The 19,707-nt window shown below is 64.5% G+C and carries 21 protein-coding genes; 9 read left to right on the forward strand and 12 right to left on the reverse strand.

From position 1 onward, the window contains the following. Window positions 1–24: 24 nt before the first annotated feature. Both RFM41_RS23325 and RFM41_RS23330 read right to left on the reverse strand, forming a co-directional pair. Window positions 25–1,134: a branched-chain amino acid ABC transporter substrate-binding protein gene (locus tag RFM41_RS23325; protein WP_320251477.1), complete on the reverse strand. Its 1,110-nt coding sequence runs from the start codon at window positions 1,132–1,134 to the stop codon at window positions 25–27. Between the two features lie 182 nt (window positions 1,135–1,316). After that, window positions 1,317–1,952, reverse strand: a complete 636-nt coding sequence (locus RFM41_RS23330) for an RraA family protein (RefSeq protein ID WP_320251478.1) — start codon at window positions 1,950–1,952, stop codon at window positions 1,317–1,319. Between the two features lie 217 nt (window positions 1,953–2,169). On the opposite strand from RFM41_RS23330, the gene RFM41_RS23335 reads away from it, so the two are divergent. The 5 genes from RFM41_RS23335 to RFM41_RS23355 are packed head-to-tail and all read left to right on the forward strand — an operon-like array spanning window position 2,170 to window position 6,904. Next, window positions 2,170–2,946 carry an SDR family NAD(P)-dependent oxidoreductase gene (locus RFM41_RS23335; protein WP_320251480.1) on the forward strand — a complete coding sequence of 259 codons (777 nt, stop codon included), beginning with the start codon at window positions 2,170–2,172 and terminating at the stop codon, window positions 2,944–2,946. A gap of 6 nt (window positions 2,947–2,952) precedes the next feature. After that, entirely contained in the window at window positions 2,953–3,618 is a 666-nt protein-coding gene (pxpB, locus tag RFM41_RS23340) for a 5-oxoprolinase subunit PxpB (RefSeq protein WP_320251481.1), read from the forward strand. Beyond that, window positions 3,615–4,595: a 5-oxoprolinase subunit C family protein gene (locus RFM41_RS23345; RefSeq protein ID WP_320251483.1), complete on the forward strand. Its 981-nt coding sequence runs from the start codon at window positions 3,615–3,617 to the stop codon at window positions 4,593–4,595. The genes pxpB and RFM41_RS23345 overlap by 4 nt, the downstream gene beginning before the upstream one ends. Further along, window positions 4,576–5,832, forward strand: coding sequence for an epoxide hydrolase family protein (locus RFM41_RS23350; protein ID WP_320251485.1), 1,257 nt, complete (start codon window positions 4,576–4,578; stop codon window positions 5,830–5,832). The genes RFM41_RS23345 and RFM41_RS23350 overlap by 20 nt, the downstream gene beginning before the upstream one ends. A gap of 40 nt (window positions 5,833–5,872) precedes the next feature. Beyond that, on the forward strand, window positions 5,873–6,904 hold the full coding sequence (locus RFM41_RS23355; protein ID WP_320251486.1) for an Ldh family oxidoreductase: 1,032 nt from the start codon (window positions 5,873–5,875) through the stop codon (window positions 6,902–6,904). Between the two features lie 48 nt (window positions 6,905–6,952). Here RFM41_RS23355 and RFM41_RS23360 read toward each other — a convergent pair whose 3' ends face one another. Genes RFM41_RS23360 through RFM41_RS23380 form a run of 5 tightly spaced genes read right to left on the reverse strand, consistent with a single transcriptional unit; the run spans window position 6,953 to window position 11,167 of the window. Further along, on the reverse strand, window positions 6,953–7,732 hold the full coding sequence (locus RFM41_RS23360) for a LamB/YcsF family protein (RefSeq protein ID WP_320251487.1): 780 nt from the start codon (window positions 7,730–7,732) through the stop codon (window positions 6,953–6,955). 22 nt (window positions 7,733–7,754) lie between these two features. After that, on the reverse strand, window positions 7,755–8,147 hold the full coding sequence (locus RFM41_RS23365) for a biotin attachment protein (protein ID WP_320251488.1): 393 nt from the start codon (window positions 8,145–8,147) through the stop codon (window positions 7,755–7,757). Continuing rightward, on the reverse strand, window positions 8,144–9,511 hold the full coding sequence (gene accC, locus RFM41_RS23370; RefSeq protein ID WP_320251490.1) for an acetyl-CoA carboxylase biotin carboxylase subunit: 1,368 nt from the start codon (window positions 9,509–9,511) through the stop codon (window positions 8,144–8,146). The genes RFM41_RS23365 and accC overlap by 4 nt, the downstream gene beginning before the upstream one ends. 5 nt (window positions 9,512–9,516) lie before the next feature. Then, window positions 9,517–9,957, reverse strand: a complete 441-nt coding sequence (locus RFM41_RS23375) for an acetyl-CoA carboxylase biotin carboxyl carrier protein (protein ID WP_320251492.1) — start codon at window positions 9,955–9,957, stop codon at window positions 9,517–9,519. A 7-nt stretch (window positions 9,958–9,964) separates the two neighbouring features. Further along, window positions 9,965–11,167: a pyridoxal phosphate-dependent aminotransferase gene (locus RFM41_RS23380; RefSeq protein WP_320251494.1), complete on the reverse strand. Its 1,203-nt coding sequence runs from the start codon at window positions 11,165–11,167 to the stop codon at window positions 9,965–9,967. A 198-nt stretch (window positions 11,168–11,365) separates the two neighbouring features. Between RFM41_RS23380 and RFM41_RS23385 the strand changes: the two genes are divergently transcribed. Further along, window positions 11,366–12,544, forward strand: a complete 1,179-nt coding sequence (locus tag RFM41_RS23385) for an NAD(P)/FAD-dependent oxidoreductase (RefSeq protein ID WP_320251495.1) — start codon at window positions 11,366–11,368, stop codon at window positions 12,542–12,544. 120 nt (window positions 12,545–12,664) lie between these two features. Next, window positions 12,665–13,318 carry a GntR family transcriptional regulator gene (locus tag RFM41_RS23390; RefSeq protein WP_320251496.1) on the forward strand — a complete coding sequence of 218 codons (654 nt, stop codon included), beginning with the start codon at window positions 12,665–12,667 and terminating at the stop codon, window positions 13,316–13,318. A gap of 132 nt (window positions 13,319–13,450) precedes the next feature. On the opposite strand, the gene RFM41_RS23395 is transcribed toward RFM41_RS23390, so the two are convergent. From RFM41_RS23395 to RFM41_RS23415, 5 genes are read right to left on the reverse strand one after another with little or no spacing between them, the layout of a single operon-like run. Then, window positions 13,451–13,915 carry a VOC family protein gene (locus RFM41_RS23395; RefSeq protein ID WP_320251497.1) on the reverse strand — a complete coding sequence of 155 codons (465 nt, stop codon included), beginning with the start codon at window positions 13,913–13,915 and terminating at the stop codon, window positions 13,451–13,453. A gap of 4 nt (window positions 13,916–13,919) precedes the next feature. Further along, complete coding sequence (locus RFM41_RS23400; RefSeq protein ID WP_320251499.1) at window positions 13,920–14,699, reverse strand: SDR family NAD(P)-dependent oxidoreductase; 780 nt, start codon at window positions 14,697–14,699, stop codon at window positions 13,920–13,922. 55 nt (window positions 14,700–14,754) lie between these two features. Next, on the reverse strand, window positions 14,755–16,233 hold the full coding sequence (locus RFM41_RS23405; protein ID WP_320251501.1) for an aldehyde dehydrogenase: 1,479 nt from the start codon (window positions 16,231–16,233) through the stop codon (window positions 14,755–14,757). 8 nt (window positions 16,234–16,241) lie between these two features. Next, a complete protein-coding gene (locus RFM41_RS23410) occupies window positions 16,242–16,829 on the reverse strand; it encodes a thiamine pyrophosphate-dependent enzyme (protein WP_320251628.1) in 588 nt (195 codons plus the stop codon). Window positions 16,830–16,834: 5 nt separating this feature from the next. Next, entirely contained in the window at window positions 16,835–17,407 is a 573-nt protein-coding gene (locus RFM41_RS23415; RefSeq protein ID WP_320251503.1) for a thiamine pyrophosphate-binding protein, read from the reverse strand. 102 nt (window positions 17,408–17,509) lie between these two features. Here RFM41_RS23415 and RFM41_RS23420 point away from each other — a divergent pair, with 102 nt between their 5' ends. Together RFM41_RS23420 and RFM41_RS23425 are read left to right on the forward strand one after the other, a co-directional pair. Then, window positions 17,510–18,445, forward strand: a complete 936-nt coding sequence (locus tag RFM41_RS23420; RefSeq protein ID WP_320251505.1) for a LysR family transcriptional regulator — start codon at window positions 17,510–17,512, stop codon at window positions 18,443–18,445. Between the two features lie 103 nt (window positions 18,446–18,548). Beyond that, a complete protein-coding gene (locus RFM41_RS23425; protein ID WP_320251507.1) occupies window positions 18,549–19,697 on the forward strand; it encodes an acyl-CoA dehydrogenase family protein in 1,149 nt (382 codons plus the stop codon). Window positions 19,698–19,707: the final 10 nt, after the last annotated feature.

Genomic DNA, 19,707 nt, shown 5'->3' on the forward strand with positions numbered 1-19,707 from the left:
CCCGGCATCGGCTTGCCTTTGCCGTTACTCCTCGGCGACCCACTTGCCGCCCTTGGCAACAACCGGGCGGAAGTTCGACGTCTGCAGCGTGTTCTTGTCGGTGAACTTGATTTCGCCGGCCAGACCCTTGAAGTCGCTTGTTTTCAACGCCTCGATGATCGCCTTCTGATCGGCAGATTTTGCCCGTGCGATGGCGTCTACGATCAGGTTGCCGACATCATGGGAAAGTGCCGCGTAGGCGCCTGCGTCGCGGCCGTAGGCCCCCTTGTACTTGGCCTTGAAATCGGCAGCGCCGGAGAGGAGATCGACGGTCGGCGGAGAGAGCATAAACACGCCCTCGCCGGCCGAGCCGGCAATCTCCAGATATTCCGGCGAATTGTTGCCGTCGCCAAGGACGATGCCGCCCTGGAAGCCTGCCTGCCGAAGCTGCTTGGTCAGAAGCGCGCCGCCGGCATGGTAGGCGGTCCAGAAAACGGCGTCCGCACCGCTCGACTTCACCTTGGTGACGACCGCTGAATAGTCCTGCTCGCCGGCGGTGGTGGTTTCCTTGGCGGCGATCTCGCCGCCCGCGTTCTTGAAGGCTTCGGCGGTGAGCTTTGCCAGGTCGGACGAATAGGCATCGCCCTCGTCTATGACGGCGATCTTCTTGTAGCCATTCTTCTTGAAGAGCTCGACGGCTGTCGTCGCCTGCATGTCGCCGGTCGAATTGGCGAGGAAGGCGTTGCCCTGATTGGCGGCGACCAGCTTGGTCGAATTCGCGCCGATGATGACGAACGGAACGCCGGCGTCGCCATAGATCTTCAATGTCGGCAGGACGGCGCCGGAGCAATAGCCGCCGACGATTGCCGTCACGCCTTCCGATACCAGCTTGCTGCCGGCGGTGACCGCCTGCTGCGGATCGCAGGCGTCGTCGGCAGTGGTCGTGGTGATCTTGTCGCCATTGACGCCACCCTTGGCATTGGCGGCATCGATCGCCATCTTCACCGCGTTTTCCATGTCCTGGCCTTCGCTGGCCAACTGGCCGGTCATCGGCGCGACGATGCCGATCTTGATCTCTGCAGCGGCGGCGGCTGCGGTCATGGCCAACCCGGCAAGGGCGGTGGCGCAGGCAAGCCTCTTGAAGGAAACAACCATCATTCTCTCCATTTTCCCCTGTTGGCGCATCCGGGTCGTGGCCCGGAATGCATTCTGCTTGATTGTCGCCGAGCCGCCCCGGGCGGATCGGCGAGGTTGCGCTCCTCCTTCAGAGGCGGAGCGGCAATGTCTGCAATCGCTGGCCGGCCTGCAATCGAGGCCCCGGCGTCAAGTTCCGCAGCTCAATGGCTGCTGGCCGAAGCCTGGGCATAGGCGCCCTGGTAACGGTTCTCCTTGATGCTCTGCATGATGTCGGCTTCGCGCGTTTCCTGCGCCTTGACGGCTGCCAGCAAGGTCGCGGCGCCCTCGAGCGGAAACGCAACGACGCCGTCCTCGTCGCCCACGACGATGTCGCCGGGACCGACGACCATTCCGCCCACCGAGACCGCAACATTGATGGCCCCGGGACCGTCCTTGTAAGGGCCGAGATGGATGGCCGATCGTGCGAAGCAGGGAAATGATTTGCGGCCGATGGCGCCGGCATCGCGGATGGCTCCGTCGATGACGATGCCGGCGGCGCCGCGTGAGGCAGCGAGGCTTGTCATGATCTCGCCGACGAGCGCCCGCCCTTCGTAACCGCCACCGTCGACGACAATGACATCGCCCGGCTTCACCAAGTCGAGCGCGCGGTGGATGAACTGGTTGTCGCCGGGTCGCGTCCTCACTGTCAGCGCCCGTCCGACCATGACGCCGTCGATCTTATGGAACGGTCGCAACCCGACAGCCCCGGGCACGCGGGCGAGATTGTCGCTGATCAACGGCGTGGCAAAGACACGGAACGCCTCGACCAGTTCACCTTCCCGCTGCCCGCCCGCCATTTTCATCCTCCAGCAGTCAATTTTCTGAATATATTATCCAATCATCATCTGAAGCGCAAAGTCAACCGACTTGCAAGGGATCATTCAAAAAAGGCCGATTCCCGGCAATCCTGGGCACGTGGCCGCTTTTTGACCTCCACACCGGGCTTGCCATAAGCTCACGCCTGGCGATAGATTGGATAACATATCCTCATTTGAAGCAAAAAAGGAATCGGCTGTGAAGCATGCAGGAAAAGTCGTGATCATCACCGGGGCGGCGCAGGGCTTGGGCCTTGCCTGCGCCGAGCGCTTTCATGCCGATGGTGCCAATGTCGTGCTCGTGGATGTGAAGGCTGATCGCGGCCGCGAGCATGCGCAACGTCTCGGCGCGCGCGCCGTCTGGCTCGAAGCCGATCTTTCCGCATGCACGGCGGACATGGCCGCCAACATCATCGCCGAGGCCACCGACGCCTTTGGCGGAGTCGACGTCTTGATCAACAATGCCGGCGTGATCCACCTCGATGATTTCGTCGACTTCCCCGAGGAAGCCTTCGATTGGGTTCAGCGCATCAATCTCAAGGCGCCGTTCCTTCTCGGCCAGGCCGCGGCGCGAGCCATGATCGCTCAGGGGCGCGGCGGCTCGATCATCAACATGTCGTCGATCAACGCGATCCTCGCCATTCCCAACTCCGTCGCCTACGCGGTGTCGAAGGGCGGCATCAAGCAACTGACGGCGGTGATGGCGGTCGGGCTCATCCCGCACAACATCCGCGTCAACGCCATCGGACCGGGAACGATCCTGACCGACATGGTCAAGAGCTCGGTCATGGCCAGCGAGGCGCAGCGACAGACCATCCTGTCGCGAACGCCGAGCGGTCGCTGCGGCGAGCCATCGGAGATCGCCAGCGTCGCTTCCTTCCTGGCCAGCGACGATGCCTCCTACATCGTCGGTCAGACCATTTATCCAGATGGCGGCCGCCTGATCCTGAACTACACGGTGCCGGTGAAGGACTGACCGCTCATGACCATTGGGCCAGCGCCGCGCATCAGCCTTGCGGGATCAGGCGCGCTGCTTCTCGATGGCGCGCAGGCAAGGTTCGACGACGCCACTCAAGAGTTGGTTTGGGCTGTTGCCGGAGCTGCACGAGGCCTCGACGGCGTGCGTGAGGCGGTCCCCGGCATGAACAACCTGCTGGTGCTGTTCGACCCGCTCGTCACGGATGCATTGAGTGTCGGCGAGCAACTGCAATCACTTTGGGTGGGCACCGATCCACAAGCCGCCGCCGGCACCTTGCACAGGATTCCCGTGCATTACGGCGGCTCGCGCGGCGAAGACCTCGCTGGCTGGGCCGCGCACTGTGGATTGTCGCTGGAAGAGACGGTCAATCGTCACGCGGCCGCGACCTATTCCGTCGCCGCCATCGGGGCCATGCCGGGGTTCCCTTACTTGTCCGGTCTCGAGCCGCGGCTCACCTGGCCACGGCGCAACAACCCTCGCCTGAAAGTAGCCGAGGGCGCCGTCATCATCGGCGGCGCGCAGGCAGGCGTCATGCCCATGGCCGCCCCGTCGGGCTGGCACATCATCGGCCACACCGACGTGAAGATCTTCGATATTCAGGCGCAATCGCCGGTGCTGCTGAGGCCCGGAGACAAGATCCGGTTCGAGATTGCGGGCATAGAGCAATGATCGAAATCCTGACCACCGGTGTTCCGAACACTGTCCAGGACCTTGGCCGTCCGGGTCATCTGTCGCTCGGGATCAGCCACGGCGGCGCGATGGACAAACAGGCATTGGCGATCGCCAATCTCATGCTGGGCAATGATCGATCGGCCGCGGGGCTGGAGATTGCGCTTTATCCCTTCCGGCTCAAGTCACATGTCGACACCGCGCTGGCCGTCACCGGAGCCGATTGCCCCATCAGCATCAGCGACCGGCGGTATCCATCCTGGTGGGCAACCAGCATTCGCGCGGGCGAGACGCTTCTTGTGGAAGCGCCGCGCGCGGGCGCGCGTTCCTACATCGCCTTCGCCGGTGGGCTCGACCTGCCGCCCGTCATGGGATCGCGCGCGACGGATGCGAAAGCTGGTTTCGGCGGGTTGGCTGGGCGCGGCCTGGCGCGCGGCGACCGGCTTCGGCTCAACACCGCGATGTGCCCGCTTCCTCCAGCCGGCCTTGGCGTGGCACTGGAAGAGCGGCAAGTCACCGGCAGCACCACCGCCTCTCCGGTCGAACTGAGGGTACTTCCCGCCGCCGAGTTCGACGCTTTCACGGCGCAGGCGCAGGTCGCCTTCACCAGCAGCGAGTGGAAGATCACCAGCGACGCCAACCGCATGGGCTATCGCCTGTCCGGAGAAACGCTCTCGCTCATCTCACCCCTGGAATTGCTCTCGCATGGCATCGTGCCAGGCACCGTTCAGGTGCCGCCATCCGGCCAGCCGATCATCCAGCTTGCCGATGCCAACACCTGCGGCGGCTACCCGAAGATCGCGACCGTGATCGAAGCCGATCTCTGGCGACTCGCGCAGGCCCCGGTCGGCGGGCGCTTGCGTTTTGTGCCAGTCTCGATCGAAGCGGCGACCCAAGCACTGCGTGCTGCCAGGCAGCAGCTTGACGCGTTCGTCCCCGCGCGGAACATCAGCGCCGGTGGCCTCCGATCAGGATGACGGCCGGAACGAAAACAAAAGCCGCAACGATATCGACTGGTTCAACCCATATCGGCGAGAGAACATGTCAACAGCTATCCGCCCCTTTACGATCCGGATTGCACAGGCTGAAATCGACGACCTGAAGCGGCGCATTTCAGACTGGCGCGAACCGGACCAGTTGCAGGAAATCGGCTGGGCCCAAGGGACGGAGCGGGAGGAACTACGGCGGTTTGTCGGGCGCTGGCGCACAGACTTCGACTGGCGCGAACACGAAGCCGCCTGGAATGCCTTTCCGCACTACCAGACGGATATCGACGGCCAGACCATCCATTTCTTCCACGTCCGTGCCGCTGTTCCGACTGCCAGAACCGTCATCCTGACCCATGGCTGGCCGGGCAGCTTCTGCGAATTCATCAAGCTTGCTCCGCTGCTGTCCGATCCGACTGCAAATGGAGGCAGGCAAGAAGACGCCTTCAACGTCGTCATCCCGTCGCTCCCCGGATACGGCTTTTCGAGCCGGCCGACCAAGGCCGGGCTCAACCTGTTCGCCATCGCCGGCCTCTGGGCCGAGCTGATGAGCCGCCTGGGTTATGAGCGCTATCTGGCGCAGGGCGGCGACCTCGGCGCCAGCGTGTCGACCATCATGGCGCACGCGCATCCAGGCAATCTGGCCGGAGTGCATCTGAATTTCATTCCTGGCTCGTATTCGCCCCCGCATGACCCAGGCCTCGGCGGCGACCTCACCGCGGAAGAACGCATCTTCCTTAGCGAGAAAGTCCGATGGGCGGATCTTCATGGCGCCTACAGCCACATTCAGGGAACACGCCCCCAGACCCTTGCCTACGGGCTCAGCGATTCGCCCGTGGGATTGGCGGCATGGATGATCGAAAAGTTCCGCGACTGGAGCGACTGCGACGGCAACTTGGACAACGCCGCATTCTCTCGCGACGAAGTCCTCGCCAACATCTCGCTCTACTGGTTCACGCGAACCGTCGCCTCGTCCATGCGACTCTATTGGGAGACTCGCGCTCGGCCATTGACATTCCCGCCTGGCGCGCGGATCGAGGTTCCGCTCGCGGTAGCGCTGTTTCCGAAGGAATTGCCGATGCCGCCAAGAAGCTGGGTCGAACGGGTTTTTCGCGATGTGCGCCGGTGGACAACAATGCCATCCGGCGGGCATTTTGCAGCCTTAGAGCAACCCGGCCTGCTCGCGCAGGATCTGAGAGCCTTCGCGAGCGAGCTGCAATTTTCCTGACCTGCAGGCGCATGCCCTGCGGGCAACCCCGAAGGCGAGAATGAGCACAACCGCCCTTACCATCGAAGCTTTGCATGAGCGCGTCGAGGCGATTTTCAGCAAGGCCGGGCTGAACCCTGCCCAGGCTGGCGCGATCACGCGCGCCATCGTCGCCGGGGAACGCGACGCCTGCAAGTCGCACGGCATCTATCGCATCGAAGGCGCGCTGCGCACCGTCAAGGCCGGAAAGGCCGAGCCCAAGGCAGTGCCTGAATTGCTGCCGCCGGACGCGCCGGCAATCGTGAAAGTGGACGCGAAGAGCGGTTTCGCCAATCCCGCCTTCGAGCTCGGCCTGCCCGTGCTGGTCGAGCGGGCGCGCGCAACCGGCATCGCGGCGCTGGCGATCAACAACGCGGTTCATTTTTCCGCCCTCTGGGTCGAGGTCGAGGCACTGGCCGGCGCCGGTCTTGCCGGCATCGCCATGTGTCCAAGCTACGCGACGGTCGCGCCGACGGGAGGCTCAAGACCCTTGCTTGGCACCAATCCCTTCGCCTTCGGCTGGCCACGCCAGGGGCATCCGCCTTATGTCTTCGACTTCGCGACGTCCGTCGCGGCGCGCGGCGAAATCGAGCTGCATCGCCGTGCCGGGAAACAATTGCCGGAAGGCTGGGCGATCGACGCTGACGGCAGGCCGACGACCGATCCGGAGGCAGCGCTTGCCGGCGCCATGCTTTCCTTCGGCGGTCACAAGGGCTCGGCCATCGGAACCATGATCGAGCTGCTCGCCGGCGCCATGCTCGGCGACCTGACGAGCCGCGAGGCCCTCGACCTGCTTGGCACCACGACGCTTTATCCGAGGCATGGCGAGTTGGTCATCGCCCTGTCGCCGGAAGCTTTCGCCGCTGGTCGCCCCGGAAGTCCTTTCTCCCGGGCGGAAGCGTTGTTCGAGGCGATCGTCGGCCAGGGCGCGCGCCTGCCTTCGCAGAGGCGGTTCCTCGCCCGTGAGAAGTCGAAACGGGACGGCATCAGCCTCACACCCCAGGAAGTGGAGCAGCTCGACCGCTTCCTCGAACTGGGACTCGACGCCGTCTGAAACGCCTGGCGCGAGCGCTGGCGCCGTGAGTTCGGGCGCGACCGAGCCTCAGCGCGTTGCAACGAAGGCCTTGACGCTTATACCACTCTGTTCCAGCCCGGCCCGCACGCGGGCGGCGATGGCGACCGCTGCCGGCGTATCGCTGTGGACGCAGACCGAGTCGATCGGCGTCTTCAGCAATTGACCGGAAATCGTCTCGATCGCGCCCTGCTTGACCATGCGCACGACCCGCTCCGCGGCCTTCCCGGCGTCGTGGATGACGGCGCCCTCCAGCTTGCGCGAGACCAGGAACCCCTCTTGCGTATAGGCGCGATCGGCGAATATCTCCGACTTGACCGTCAGGCCTGCGTCGCGCGCGATCCTGTCCTGGAAGCCGAGCGCGATCACCAGGCAGATCAAGGTAGGATCGACGGCCTTGACGGCGCGCGTGACGGCTTCGGCGACCGCGCGATCGGTCTGGGTGAGGTTGCCCAGCGCGCCATGCGCCTTCACATAACGGATCGGGTGCCCCGCATAGGAGGAGAGCGCCTGCGCCGCGCCGATCTGGTATGCGACCAGCCTTTCGATCTCGTCCGCCGAATGCGGAATGGTGCGGCGTCCGAACCCCCACAGATCGGCGAAGCTCGGATGCGCGCCGACGGCGACGCCCTTCGCCCGCGCCATGGAAAAGGTGGCCGTCATGATCTCCGGGTCGCCGGCGTGGAAACCGCAGGCGACATTGGCCGAGCTCACGATATCGAGGATCGCCGCGTCGTCGCCCAGCCTGTAGGCGCCGAAGCCCTCGCCCATGTCCGAATTGATATCGACTTCAAGTCCGCTGTCCGTCATGGCGGCTTCCTCAGAATTCATGTCACAGCAATTCGTAGAGCGGCGTGCTATAGCCGACGACCGCGCCATCCTCGGCCAGCGCGGCTCCCAGCGCGCCGTCCGCAGGCGCGACCACGCCCTTGAGGCATGAGCCGATCTGGAGGACGCCGACGACCTCACCCTTCCGGACCGGCTGGCCGCGTTCGATGACCGGGTGGCCAGTCGTCGGATGAACGAGACGGAACGTGCCGACGCCCGGCGCGCGAACGGTCTTCAGAACCTCGGCCTTCGGCACCTCGCTCGCCGCCGCGCGCAGCGCAGGATCGGCTGACTGGATACGCAGGCAAAGCGAAAAGCCGGCCTCCGCCAGTTCGATCTCACCGACACCCGCGGCCGTACACCATGCGGCAAGCCTCTCGATCTCCTCGGCCGTCATCGCTGCCCTCGTCCGTCGAGCAGGCCGCCTTCGATCAGGCGCTCGAGATGATGGATGTCGAAGCCTCCGGCCGCGAAACCTGGCTCCTCCATCAACATGCCGTGCAGCGGCGCGTTGGTGGCGATGCCGACCGCCTCCATCTCGGCGAGCGCGCCCTTCATCCTGCGGATCGCATCGCCCCGCGTGGCGCCATGCGCGAGCAGCTTGGCGACCAGGGAGTCGTAATGCGGCGGCACGGTGTAGCCGGAATAGAGATGCGACTCGACGCGGATCCCAGGACCGCCCGGCGGCGTCCAGCGCTCGACCAGCCCCGGATGCGGCCGAAAGCTGTAAGGATCCTCGGCGTTGATACGGCATTCGACGGCGTGGCCCTGGATGCGAACATCCTCCTGCCCGAAGGACAGAGGCTGGCCCTGGGCGATCCGGATCTGCTCGCGAACGATGTCGATGCCGGTGATGAGCTCGGTGACGGGATGCTCCACCTGCACCCGAGTGTTCATCTCGATGAAATAAAACCGCCCGTCCTCGTAGAGGAACTCGAACGTGCCGGCGCCCGTGTAGCCGATCTCGACACAGGCGCGGGCGCAAAGATCGCCGATTCCGCCGATGGCCTCGCGATCGATGCCGGGCGCGGGCGCCTCCTCGATGATCTTCTGGTGGCGGCGCTGCATGGAGCAGTCCCGCTCGCCAAGCCACACGGCGGCGCCATGCCGGTCGGCCAGAATCTGGATCTCGACATGGCGCGGGTGTTCGAGGAATTTTTCCAGATAGACGTGCGGGTTGCCGAAGGCTCGTCCGGCTTCCTCCCGCGCCAGCGCGACGGCTTCCATCAGCGCGCCTTCCTCGCGCACGATGCGCATGCCGCGCCCGCCGCCGCCGCCGGCCGCCTTGACGATGACCGGATAACCTATGGTTTCGGCGATCGCGCGCACCGCTTGCTCGTCCTGCGGCAGCGCGCCTTCCGAGCCTGGAACGCAGGGCACGCCGGCGGCGACCATCGCCCGCTTGGCCGCGACCTTGTCGCCCATCGTGCGGATTGCCGCAGCCGACGGCCCGATGAAGACAAGACCGGCATTTTCGATGGCCTCGGCGAAAGCCGCATTCTCCGACAGAAACCCGTAGCCGGGATGGACCGCGCCCGCGCCGGTGAGTTGCGCGGCTGTGATGATCTCCTCGATGTTGAGGTAGCTGTCGGCCGAAGCCGCCGGCCCGATGCAGATCGCCTTGTCCGCCAGCGCTACGTGGCGCAGGCTCGCATCGGCTTCCGAATAGGCCGCCACCGACTGAAGGCCGAGATCGCGGCAGGCGCGCAGAATGCGCAGCGCGATTTCACCCCGGTTGGCGATCAGGACGGTGTCGAACATGACGCTCAACCCGCCTCTTCCAGGACGAACAGCACGTCACCCGACTGCACGGCGGCATGGTCATCGAGCGCGATCTCGACAATCCTCCCGGCGCGATCGGCTTCGACGACGTTGAATGTCTTCATGGCTTCGAGGACGCCGATCTTCTGACCCTCCTCGACCACATCGCCCACCGAAACGAGCGGCGGTTCGCCCTCGCCGGCGGAACGATAGAACACGCCCGTCAACGGTGCGCGGATCGAATACCGCGAAATGACCGCAACGGTTGGGCCGGCACCGGTCGCGCTTGACACTGACACGGGTTGCGGCAGCGATTGGGTCTGCAATGCGGACGCCGACACGTGCCTGGCAATTCGGACGCGAATTCCGTCGCGCTCGATTTGCAGCTCGCCTATGGGTGAGCGCGAGACGGCGTCGATAAGCTCTCGGACGAGGTTCAAGTCCATCGCCGCGCTACCGCATGGCTTCGACTGCCTCGGCGATACGCCCGATCGCCTTCTCGATCAGGTCCATCGACGTGGCTATGGAGATGCGGAAATGCGGCGACAGGCCGTAGGCCGAGCCTTGCACCACCGCGACCCGCGCCTGATCGAGCAGGTAGAGCGAAAGATCGTCATCGCTGCCGACGACAGAGCCGTCCGGACGCCGGCGGCCGATCAGGGCCGTGCAGTTGGGATAGAGATAAAAGGCCCCTTCTGGCGTCTGGCAAGCAAGGCCGGGGATTGCCCGCAGCAGCTCCAATGCTCGATTGCGTCGCGCCTGGAACTCGAGCGCGCGCGGCGCCAAGAAATCCTGCGGGCCGTCCAGCGCGGCTATGGCCGCGGCCTGCGAGATGGATGACGGGTTCGACGTGCTCTGGCTCTGCACCGTCGCCATGGCGTGGATCAGTGGTTCCGGCCCGCCGGCATAGCCGATCCGCCAGCCTGTCATGGCATAGGCCTTCGACACGCCGTTGACTGTCAGCGTACGCTCCTTCAGCCGCGGCTCGACGCCGGCGATTGTATGAAAAGTACGCCCATCGAACAGGATGTGCTCGTAGATGTCGTCGGTCAGCACATGAACGTGCGGATGGTCGAGCAGCACTGCCGCCAGGGCAGCAAGCTCGTCACGGCTATAGACGGCGCCCGTCGGGTTGGACGGGGTGTTCATGAGCAGCCATTTCGTGCGCCCGGTGATGGCTGCCCGCAAAGCAGATGGCGTGAGCTTGAAGCCGAGCTCCTCGCCGCAGGGAACGACCACGGGCTTGCCTTCGCCCAGAAGCACGATGTCGGTGTAGGAAACCCAGTAAGGGGCGGGAACGATCACCTCGTCGCCTGGCGCCAGCGTTGCCAGCAGGGCGTTGTAGATGATCTGCTTCGCGCCGCTGGCGACGGTGATTTCCGACGGCCTGTAGTCGAGGCCGTTCTCGCGCCTGAACTTGTCGGCCACCGCTTTCTTCAGCGCCGCCGTGCCGTCCACCGCCGTATAGCGGGTCTCGCCCCTGCGCATCGCCTCATAGGCCGCCTCGACGACATGCGGCGGCGTCGGAAAATCAGGCTCCCCGGCGCTCAGGCTGATGACGTCGATGCCGGCCGCGCGCATGCCGATCGCTCGGGCCGTAACCGCCATGCTCGGACTTGGCTTGATGACGTCGAGACGGGGCGCGATGAAACCCACTGAACACTCCCGGAATGACTGCGCGGTCCAGCCGGCAGCAGATGCGTAAAAATTGGATAATGTATTCTGATTTTCTCGTCAAACCTCTTTTTCTTGCCGTTGGCCTGGGTTATGAGTGTCCTCAAGGGGCTTGCTGGCAGGGAAAGTATCCAATCTTCGCCGTGACCCACGACGTTTGAGCAAGGGAACGCGACCGGAATGAGCGCAAATTACGATGTGGTGATCGTCGGCGGAGGCGTCGTCGGCAGCTCGATCGCCTATTTCCTCTCCGCCAATCCGGATTTCGACGGCAGCATCGCGGTTATCGAGCGAGACCCCTATTACACCGCCTCATCTTCTTCGTTGTCGACCAGTGCCATACGCCAGCAGTTCGGCACGCCGCCGAATATCGCCATGTCGAAATTCAGCCTCGACTTTCTGCGCGAGGTGGGCACCCGGCTTGCGGTCGGAGACGAGCCGGCGGACATCGGACTTCACGAGCCTGGCTATCTTGTGCTGGCGACGCCGGAGCGGGCCGAAGCACAGCGCGCCAAGAACCGCGTTCAGCGCGACATGGGTGTCGATATCGAGCTGATCGAGAAGGCCGATCTGGCGCGGCGCTTTCCCTGGCTCAACACAGACGACCTGGCGCTCGGCTCTTTCGGCCGCGGCTGCGAAGGTTGGTTCGACGGACCTGGCCTGATGCAGGCTTTCCGCCGCAAGGCACGCGCCCAGAAGGTCGACTATCGTGCCGCGACCGTGACCGGGCTGACCATGGCGTCCCGAAACAAGGTCGGCGAGGTGGTGCTGGACAATGGCGAACGGCTTTCCGTCGGCATGGTGATCAACGCGGCCGGGCCGTGGAGCGCGGGCATTGCGCGGATGGCCGGCACGGATCTCCCGGTCGTGCCCAGCAAGCGATGCGTCTTCGTCTTCGAAAGCCCGGCGCGGATCGACAATTGTCCTTTCGTCTTCGACACCAGCGGCTTCTGGCTGCGGCCGGAGGGTCAGCTCTTCCTATGCGGTATTCCACCCGTGCGTGAGAACGATCCGGGCGATTTTGGCCTCGACGTGGACTACGACCTGTTCGACGAGCTGATCTGGCCGGCCCTGGCGCATCGCATACCCGGCTTCGAACAGTTGCGCATGCTGCGCGCCTGGGCAGGCCTCTATGAGTACAACACCTTCGACCACAGCGGTATCATCGGGCCTCATCCGGAGATCTCGAACTTCGTGCTGGCCACCGGCTTCAGCGGCCATGGCATGATGCACGCCGCGGCAACCGGCTCAGGCGTGAGCGACCTCATTGCGTATGGCGAATACCGTTCCATCGATCTCTCGGCCTTCCGCTACGAGCGTATCGCCAACAACCAGCCGATCGAGGAACATGTCTACTGAAGCGGAGGCAAGGCATTGGCATCGGAGTGACAACAACCTGCGAGCGGTGCTATGCGTCCGTTTCTGCAATCAAAATGGCGCCGCACGCTAAACAAAGGCGCCGTCGCTCTAGGCTGATCCATGCTCGTACAGAAGAAAACCATATCGGCCCAGGTCGCCGACGCCATCAGGCAGAAGATCCTGGTCGGCGAATACGAGGCGAATGCCCAGTTGCGGCAGGAGCATCTGGCGACAGAATTCGGCGTCAGCCGGATACCCGTGCGCGAGGCGCTGCACCAGCTTCATTCGGAAGGCTTCGTCACGCTCGTCTCCCATAAAGGCGCCGTCGTCTCCTCGATCTCGCTCGACGAGATCCTCGAGCTTTATGAATTGCGCGCCCGGATCGAGACGTGGCTGCTCGCGCTGGCCATCCCGAGGATGACCGACGACGACCTCGCACTTGCCAAGGAACGAGCGAAGCAGCATCAAGAGCAGGGCGCGACCGGCGAATACTCCAACCAGCTGAACTGGAACTTCCATGCCGCCCTCTACGCTCCGTCCGGTCGCAAGGCGACGATCGAGCTGGTGGGACGTATCTACCAGCAGCTGGAGCGCTATACCCGCATGATGGTCTCGCTCACCGAAATCCAGGTGAAGTCCGATCGAGACCACTGGCAGCTTATCGAGCTGTGCGAGGCCAAGGACACGCTGCGCGCCGTCAGCCTGCTGGAAATGCACATCATCACCAGCGGCAAATTCCTGGTCGACAGGCTTCAGGAATTGCGCGGCGACTGACGCAATTCCAGGAAAAGTGCGCAGCGGTTAGGCTCGGCGACTTCGCCGTAACCTTCCGTCCGGAATTGCGCGGAAACAAACGATAGAGCGGCTGCATCAGCGTGCCGCGCGCCATGTCATATCCTCGGTGGATCATTTGCCCGGTAAATTCGTAGCCCGGGTCAAAAGGATCACGCCCGCCTTGTCGGCCGTGTCGTAATAAGTGAAGCCTGTGCGATTTTCCCGGCGCCCGCGCATCAGCACGGAGAGGCCGTCGCCCTCGGCCTCCGTTTCGGCTGCATCCGCGTCGCGGACTTCAAAGCCAATGTGGAAGACACCCTCGCCTTTCGTGTCCAGGTGGATGCGCTGCGGCGTAGGATCGTGGCTCGGCTGGCAGAGCTGCAACTGAACGTTCGGCAAATTGCAAATCCGGTATTGCATCGCCATGAAGCCTTTGGGGCTCGGGACCTGCAGCTCCTCATATTCGGCCAGAGGCGGGTAGGATTCCCACGGGCCGATACCGATGGAGTCGTAATAGGCCTGCGCCTTGTCGATATCGTGCACGACGATGCAGATGTGATGCAGCTTGTCGAAATTGCTTATTACCTTGTTTCCCATTTCCCTATTCCTTGACCGGGACGGTGTAGTTAAGCACGCGGCGGCCGCCGTCGGGATAGATTGTCTCGCCGGTGATGTAGGACGCGTCGTCGCTGGCGAGGAACGCCACGACCGAAGCGATCTCCGCCGCCGTCCCGAGGCGACCGAGCGGCGTGCGCGAAAGGATCGCGCGGCGCATTTCTTCGGAATCGATGAATGTGCCGTCCATCACCATCTCGGTGGCAATCGTGCCCGGACCGACACCGACGACGCGGATGCCGTAGGGCGCGAAGGCGACGGCGGCGGTGCCGGTGACCTGGTTCATGCCGCCCTTGGAAATCGCGTAAGTGGCGACGCGCGGATTGGCCAGCCCCGAATTGATCGAGGACATGTTTATGATCACGCCGCCCTGCCCCTGCACGATCATCTGGCGAGCCGCCGCCTGCGTGCCCATGAACGCGCCCTTCAAATTGACGGCGAGGACCCGGTCGTAGTCGGCCTCACTGATGTCGAGAAAATCCTGGACCGGAGCGATGCCGGCATTGTTGAGCATGATATCGACACGGCCGAACCTGGCGACCGCCGCCGCGACCAGCGCGTCGACCTGGTCCTTCCTGCTGACATCCGTGACCACGGCCAGGACGGTCTCCGAGGTGCCGATTTCGGCAGCGCATTTCTTCAGCTCGTCGGCGTCGATATCGCCGAGCACGACCTTCGCGCCTTCAGCCAGGAAGCGCTCGGCGCATGCGCGTCCGATCCCGCGTGCCGCTCCGGTGACGACCGCCACCTTGCCAGTTTGTCTCATATGCTGTTCCCTCGTCATTCTGAACGGGCCATCCCCGCTTGAGGCCTTGCCTATCTTAGCGGATCACGAAGGGATTGGCGGTCTTCCCTGCCATATCCATCCACACCGTCTTGGTCTGCAGATAGGCGCCGATCGCCTCCTGCCCGCTCTCGCGGCCGATACCGCTTTTCTTGTAGCCGCCGAAGGGCGCCATATAGGAGACCGCGCGGTATGAATTGATCCAGACCATGCCCGCCTCCATCGCCGCCGCGCCGCGCAGCGCCCTGCCCATGTCGCTCGTCCACAGTCCCGCCGCCAGCCCGTAGGGGCTGTCATTGGCGATGGCGAAGGCTTCTTCCTCGTCGTCGAAAGGAATGACCGACAGGATCGGCCCGAACACTTCTTCGCGCGCGATGCGCATCGAATTGTTCACGCCGGCAAAGATGGTGGGTTCGACGAACCAGCCGTCCGCCAGCTTGTCCGACGCAGGCTTGCCACCGCCCAGCACGCACAACGCGCCCTCGCGCTTGGCGATTCCAAGATAGGAGAGCACCTTCTCACGCTGGGACTGCGTGGTGATGGGTCCGACCTGCGTTTCCGGCAGCGCCGGGTTGCCCATTCGGGCGCTGGCGGCAAGCGTGATCAAATCGTCCACGAACCGGTCGTGAATCTTGCGCTGGACGAGCAGCCGCGAACCCGCGATGCAGGTCTGGCCGCTGGCCGCGAAAATGCCGGAGATCGCGCCGTTGACGGCGCTTTCCAGATTGGCCTCGTCGAAGACGATGTTGGCCGACTTGCCGCCGAGCTCGAGCGTGACCGTCTTCAACCCCTCGGCGGCCGCGCGGTAGACGGCAAGCCCGCCCGGCTCGCCGCCCGTGAAGGCGATCTTGGCGACGTCGGGATGGGAGACGAGCGGCACGCCGACATCCTGCGGCATGCCGGTGACGGTGTTGACGACGCCGGGCGGAAAGCCCGCCTGCGCGAACAGCTTCACGAATTCCAGCGTCGAGGCCGAGGCGTGTTCCGACGGCTTGATGACGACGGTGTTGCCGGCCGCCAGCAGCGGCGCAAGCTTCCAGGTGAGCAGCAGCAGCGGCGAGTTCCAGGGCACGATCGCGGCGATGACGCCGAGCGGCTCGTGGCGGGTGAAGGCGAACATGCCGGCCTTGTCGATCGGCAACACCGATCCTTCGATCTTGTCGGCAAGGCCGCCGAAATAGCGGTACCATTCGGGAATGTAGCGCAGTTGCGCCGTCATCTCGGTGATCAGCTTGCCATTGTCGCGGGTCTCAATCGCGGCGATGCGCTCGGCGTTCTCGGCGATCAGCTCCGCCACCCGCACCAGCAGCTTGCCGCGCGCGGTCGGGGTTATGCCGGCCCAGTCCTTCGACCGGAAAGCCGCCCTGGCGGACGCCACGGCCGCGTCCACTTCGGCCTTGCCGCCGCGCGGGATCAACGCCCACGGCTTGCCGGTGAAGGGGTCATAGCTCTCGAACGTGTCGGCGCTCGATTGCAGCCGACCGCCGACCGTGTTCTGGAAGCTGACCAGCGGCATGTCGGCCCTCAACAGGTGGCAAAGCCCAGATGGGCGCGAAAGCGGTTCTTGACGGCGACGGCGTCGCGCGGCGGCAGCGAGCGCGGCAGGTTCTCGGCGGTGATCTTCAGCACGAACAACCGAGGCCCTTCGGCGGGACGGCGCAGCTTTTCGCACAGCGCGTCGACCTCCTCCAACGAGCGCAGCTCCGCGACCTCCGCGAAACCGCAGGCGGCGGCGACCTTATCGAAGCCGATGCCGCGGCCGGTATGGCTGGATTGCATGCCGGTCTCGCCGAAATGCTGGTTATCCAGAATGACCAGGTCGAGATTTTTCGGCCGCGCCACCGAAATCGTCGCAAGCGATCCGAAGGCCATCAGTTGCTCGCCATCCCCGGTGATGACCATCACCCGCCTCCGCGGCTGAGCCTGGGCAAGCCCGAGGCCGACCAATGCCGCGCCGCCCATGGCGCCCCAGAGATAGTAATTGTCGTCGCGGTCGCCGGCGGCGTGCACGTCGTAGCTCGGCGAGCCGAGCCCGGTCACCACCAGGGCGCCGTCGCGCGCGTCGAGCAACTTCTTCACCGCTACGCGGCGATCCATCGTCGGCAATGTCATGTCGTTCACCACTTCTTCTTGCCAAGCAGCCGCTGGCCGATCAGCACCGCGATCTGCTGGTCGGCGTCGAAGGCCATCGCGGCCGCCTGCGCCACAGTGTCCACCAGGTCGGCGCCGGTCTCTGCCCGCAGCACGCTGAGGCCGATCGCTCTCAGCGAAGCTTCGGTCGCCTGTCCCATCGGCACCTGCCATGGATTGAACTCGGCCCACTCGCCCCGCATCGTCACCAGGACGAGCAAGGGAAAGCGCGCCTGCACCGGCAGCGACAGCATGTTGATGCAATTGCCGACCCCGGAGGATTGCATCAGCACGACGCTGCGCTTGCCGCCGAGCCAGGAGCCGGCGGCGATGGCAATGCCCTCCTCCTCGGTCGTCAGCACATTGGTGATGACCTCGGGATCGGCGCTGAAGCGGCGGATCAGCGTGGTATGGCCGGCGTCCGGCACATAGGACATCTGGCTGATGCCGGCGGCCTTGAGCACGTCATAGACCTGATCCGGCCACTGCGTTTCAGATGCCGCCGGAAGAGCCGCGGAGGCAGCCGCGTCCGGGTGTTTCGCTTGTAGGCTCGCCGTCACCTTGGACCCCCGAGGATTGGATTTGCCGGTTATATTACCGTGCTTCACAAATCCAATCTTCGTCTCTTTCTCGTGATCAGATATAATGATATTCGATAGCTCATGGAGCTATCGCAGCTGCGCACCCTGATCCACGTCGCCGAGCTCGGCAGCCTCAGCAAGGCCGCCGACCGGTTGCACATCGCGCAGCCGGCGCTGAGCCGCCAGGTACGCATGCTGGAGGAGGAACTGGGCTTTGCCCTGTTCCTGCGTCATGGGCGCGGCATGGTGCTGTCCGAACAGGGCAAGGAAGTGCTGGCTCACGCCGTGCGCGTTCAGGCCGAGATCGACGAGATCCGCGCCACCGCCACGCCCGCCGATGCGCCGCTGACCGGCGAGATTGCCATCGGCTTGCCACCCACGGTGGCCGACATCATCTCGCTGCCGCTCGCGGCGGCCTTCGGCAAAGCCCATCCCAAGGCGAAGCTCAGGCTCGTCAGCGCCTATACCGGCTATTTGCTCGATTGGCTGCATCGGGGCGAAATAGACATCGCGGTGCTCTACGATCCACGCATGGCAAGGTCGCTGCGCACAAGGCCGCTGCTGCTGGAGAACCTCTTCCTGATCGGGCCGCCCGACGCCGGCTTCTCGACCGTGCGCGCCGTGCCGTTCGCCTCGCTCGCCGGGAAAAGGCTGCTTCTGCCCAGCATCAAGCACGGGCTGCGCATCATCGTCGAACGCTGCGCCGCGGAGACTGGCATCACGCTCGATGTCGGCATCGAGGCGGACACCTATTCGGTGCTGAAGGACCTCGTTCGCAACGGCCATGGCTGGACGATCCTGCCGCTCGCGCCCATCCATGCCGATGTCGCCGCCGGCCTGCTCACCGCCGCGCCGCTGATCGATCCCGTGCCCGTGCGCCGCCTCATCCTTGCCTATCCGGCCGACCGGCCGGCCTCGCGGCTGGCGCGCTTTGCCGGCCAGGCGATAGAGGATACCGCTCGGGATCTTGTCGAGCGGGCGGTGTGGGTCGGCCAGCTTCTCGGCCCGGCGCCGTAAGGGTTTCAATTTCGGTATAGCTGATCACGCGTGCCCTGCGTTGCTGTCGAGATGTATCGGCGTGATACTGGACGCCGGAGCGAGACGAAAGGCCCGGCAATTCATGGAACACTATCAGGACATTCGTGAAGCCGTCGCAAAGCTCTGCGCGCGCTTTCCCGGCGAGTATTGGCGCGCGCTCGACAGGGATATGGCCTACCCCCGCGAATTCGTCCAAGCCCTGACGGGAGCGGGCTGGCTGTCGATCCTGATCCCCGAGGAGTATGGCGGCTCCGGCCTGCCGCTTTCGGCCGCGGCTGCCGTGCTGGAAGAGATCCAGCGCGCCGGCTGCAACGGCGGCGCCTGCCATGCACAGATGTACACGATGGGCACGCTGCTTCGCCACGGCTCGGCAGCGCAGAAGCAGCGCTATCTGCCGAAGATCGCCACCGGCGAGTTGCGCCTGCAGGCTTTCGGCGTCACCGAGCCGACCAGCGGCACCGACACCGGCGCGCTGAAGACCACCGCCCGGCTCGACGGCAACCATTTCGTGGTCAAGGGTCAGAAGATCTGGACCAGCCGCGCCGAGCACTCGGACCTGATGCTGCTTCTGGCGCGCACCACGCCGCTGGCGGACGGCATGAAGAAGACCGACGGCCTTTCCGTCATCATCGTCGAGATGCGCGAAGCTCTTGGCAACGGCCTGACCATCCGGCCGATCCGCACCATGATGAACCACGCCACCACCGAGGTCTTCTTCGATGATTTGCGCGTGCCCGCCGAAAACCTGATCGGCGAGGAAGGAAAAGGCTTCCGCTACATCCTGTCCGGCATGAATGCCGAGCGGATCCTGATCGCTTCCGAATGCATCGGCGATGCCAAGTGGTTCATTGAAAAGGCAAGCGCCTACGCCAGGGAGCGCCATGTGTTCGGCCGGGCGATCGGCAAGAACCAGGGCATCCAGTTCCCGATCGCCAGGGCTTACGCCAACATGCGCGCGGCAGAGCTGATGGTGCGCGAGGCGCTCGCCCTTTACGAAGCCGGCAAGAACCCCGGCGCCGAGGCGAACATGGCCAAGATGCTCGCCGCCGACGCTTCCAACGAAGCCGCCAATGTCTGCATCCAGACGCATGGCGGGTTCGGCTTCGCCGAGGAATACGACGTCGAGCGCAAGTTCCGCGAGACACGTCTCTATCAGGTCGCGCCGATCTCCACCAACCTTATCCTGTCGTTCCTGGCCGAGCACGTGCTCGGCCTACCGCGTTCTTACTAGGAGTCGTCGC

The organism is Mesorhizobium vachelliae, assembly GCF_033977325.1.
GTDB classification, from domain to species: domain Bacteria; phylum Pseudomonadota; class Alphaproteobacteria; order Rhizobiales; family Rhizobiaceae; genus Mesorhizobium; species Mesorhizobium vachelliae.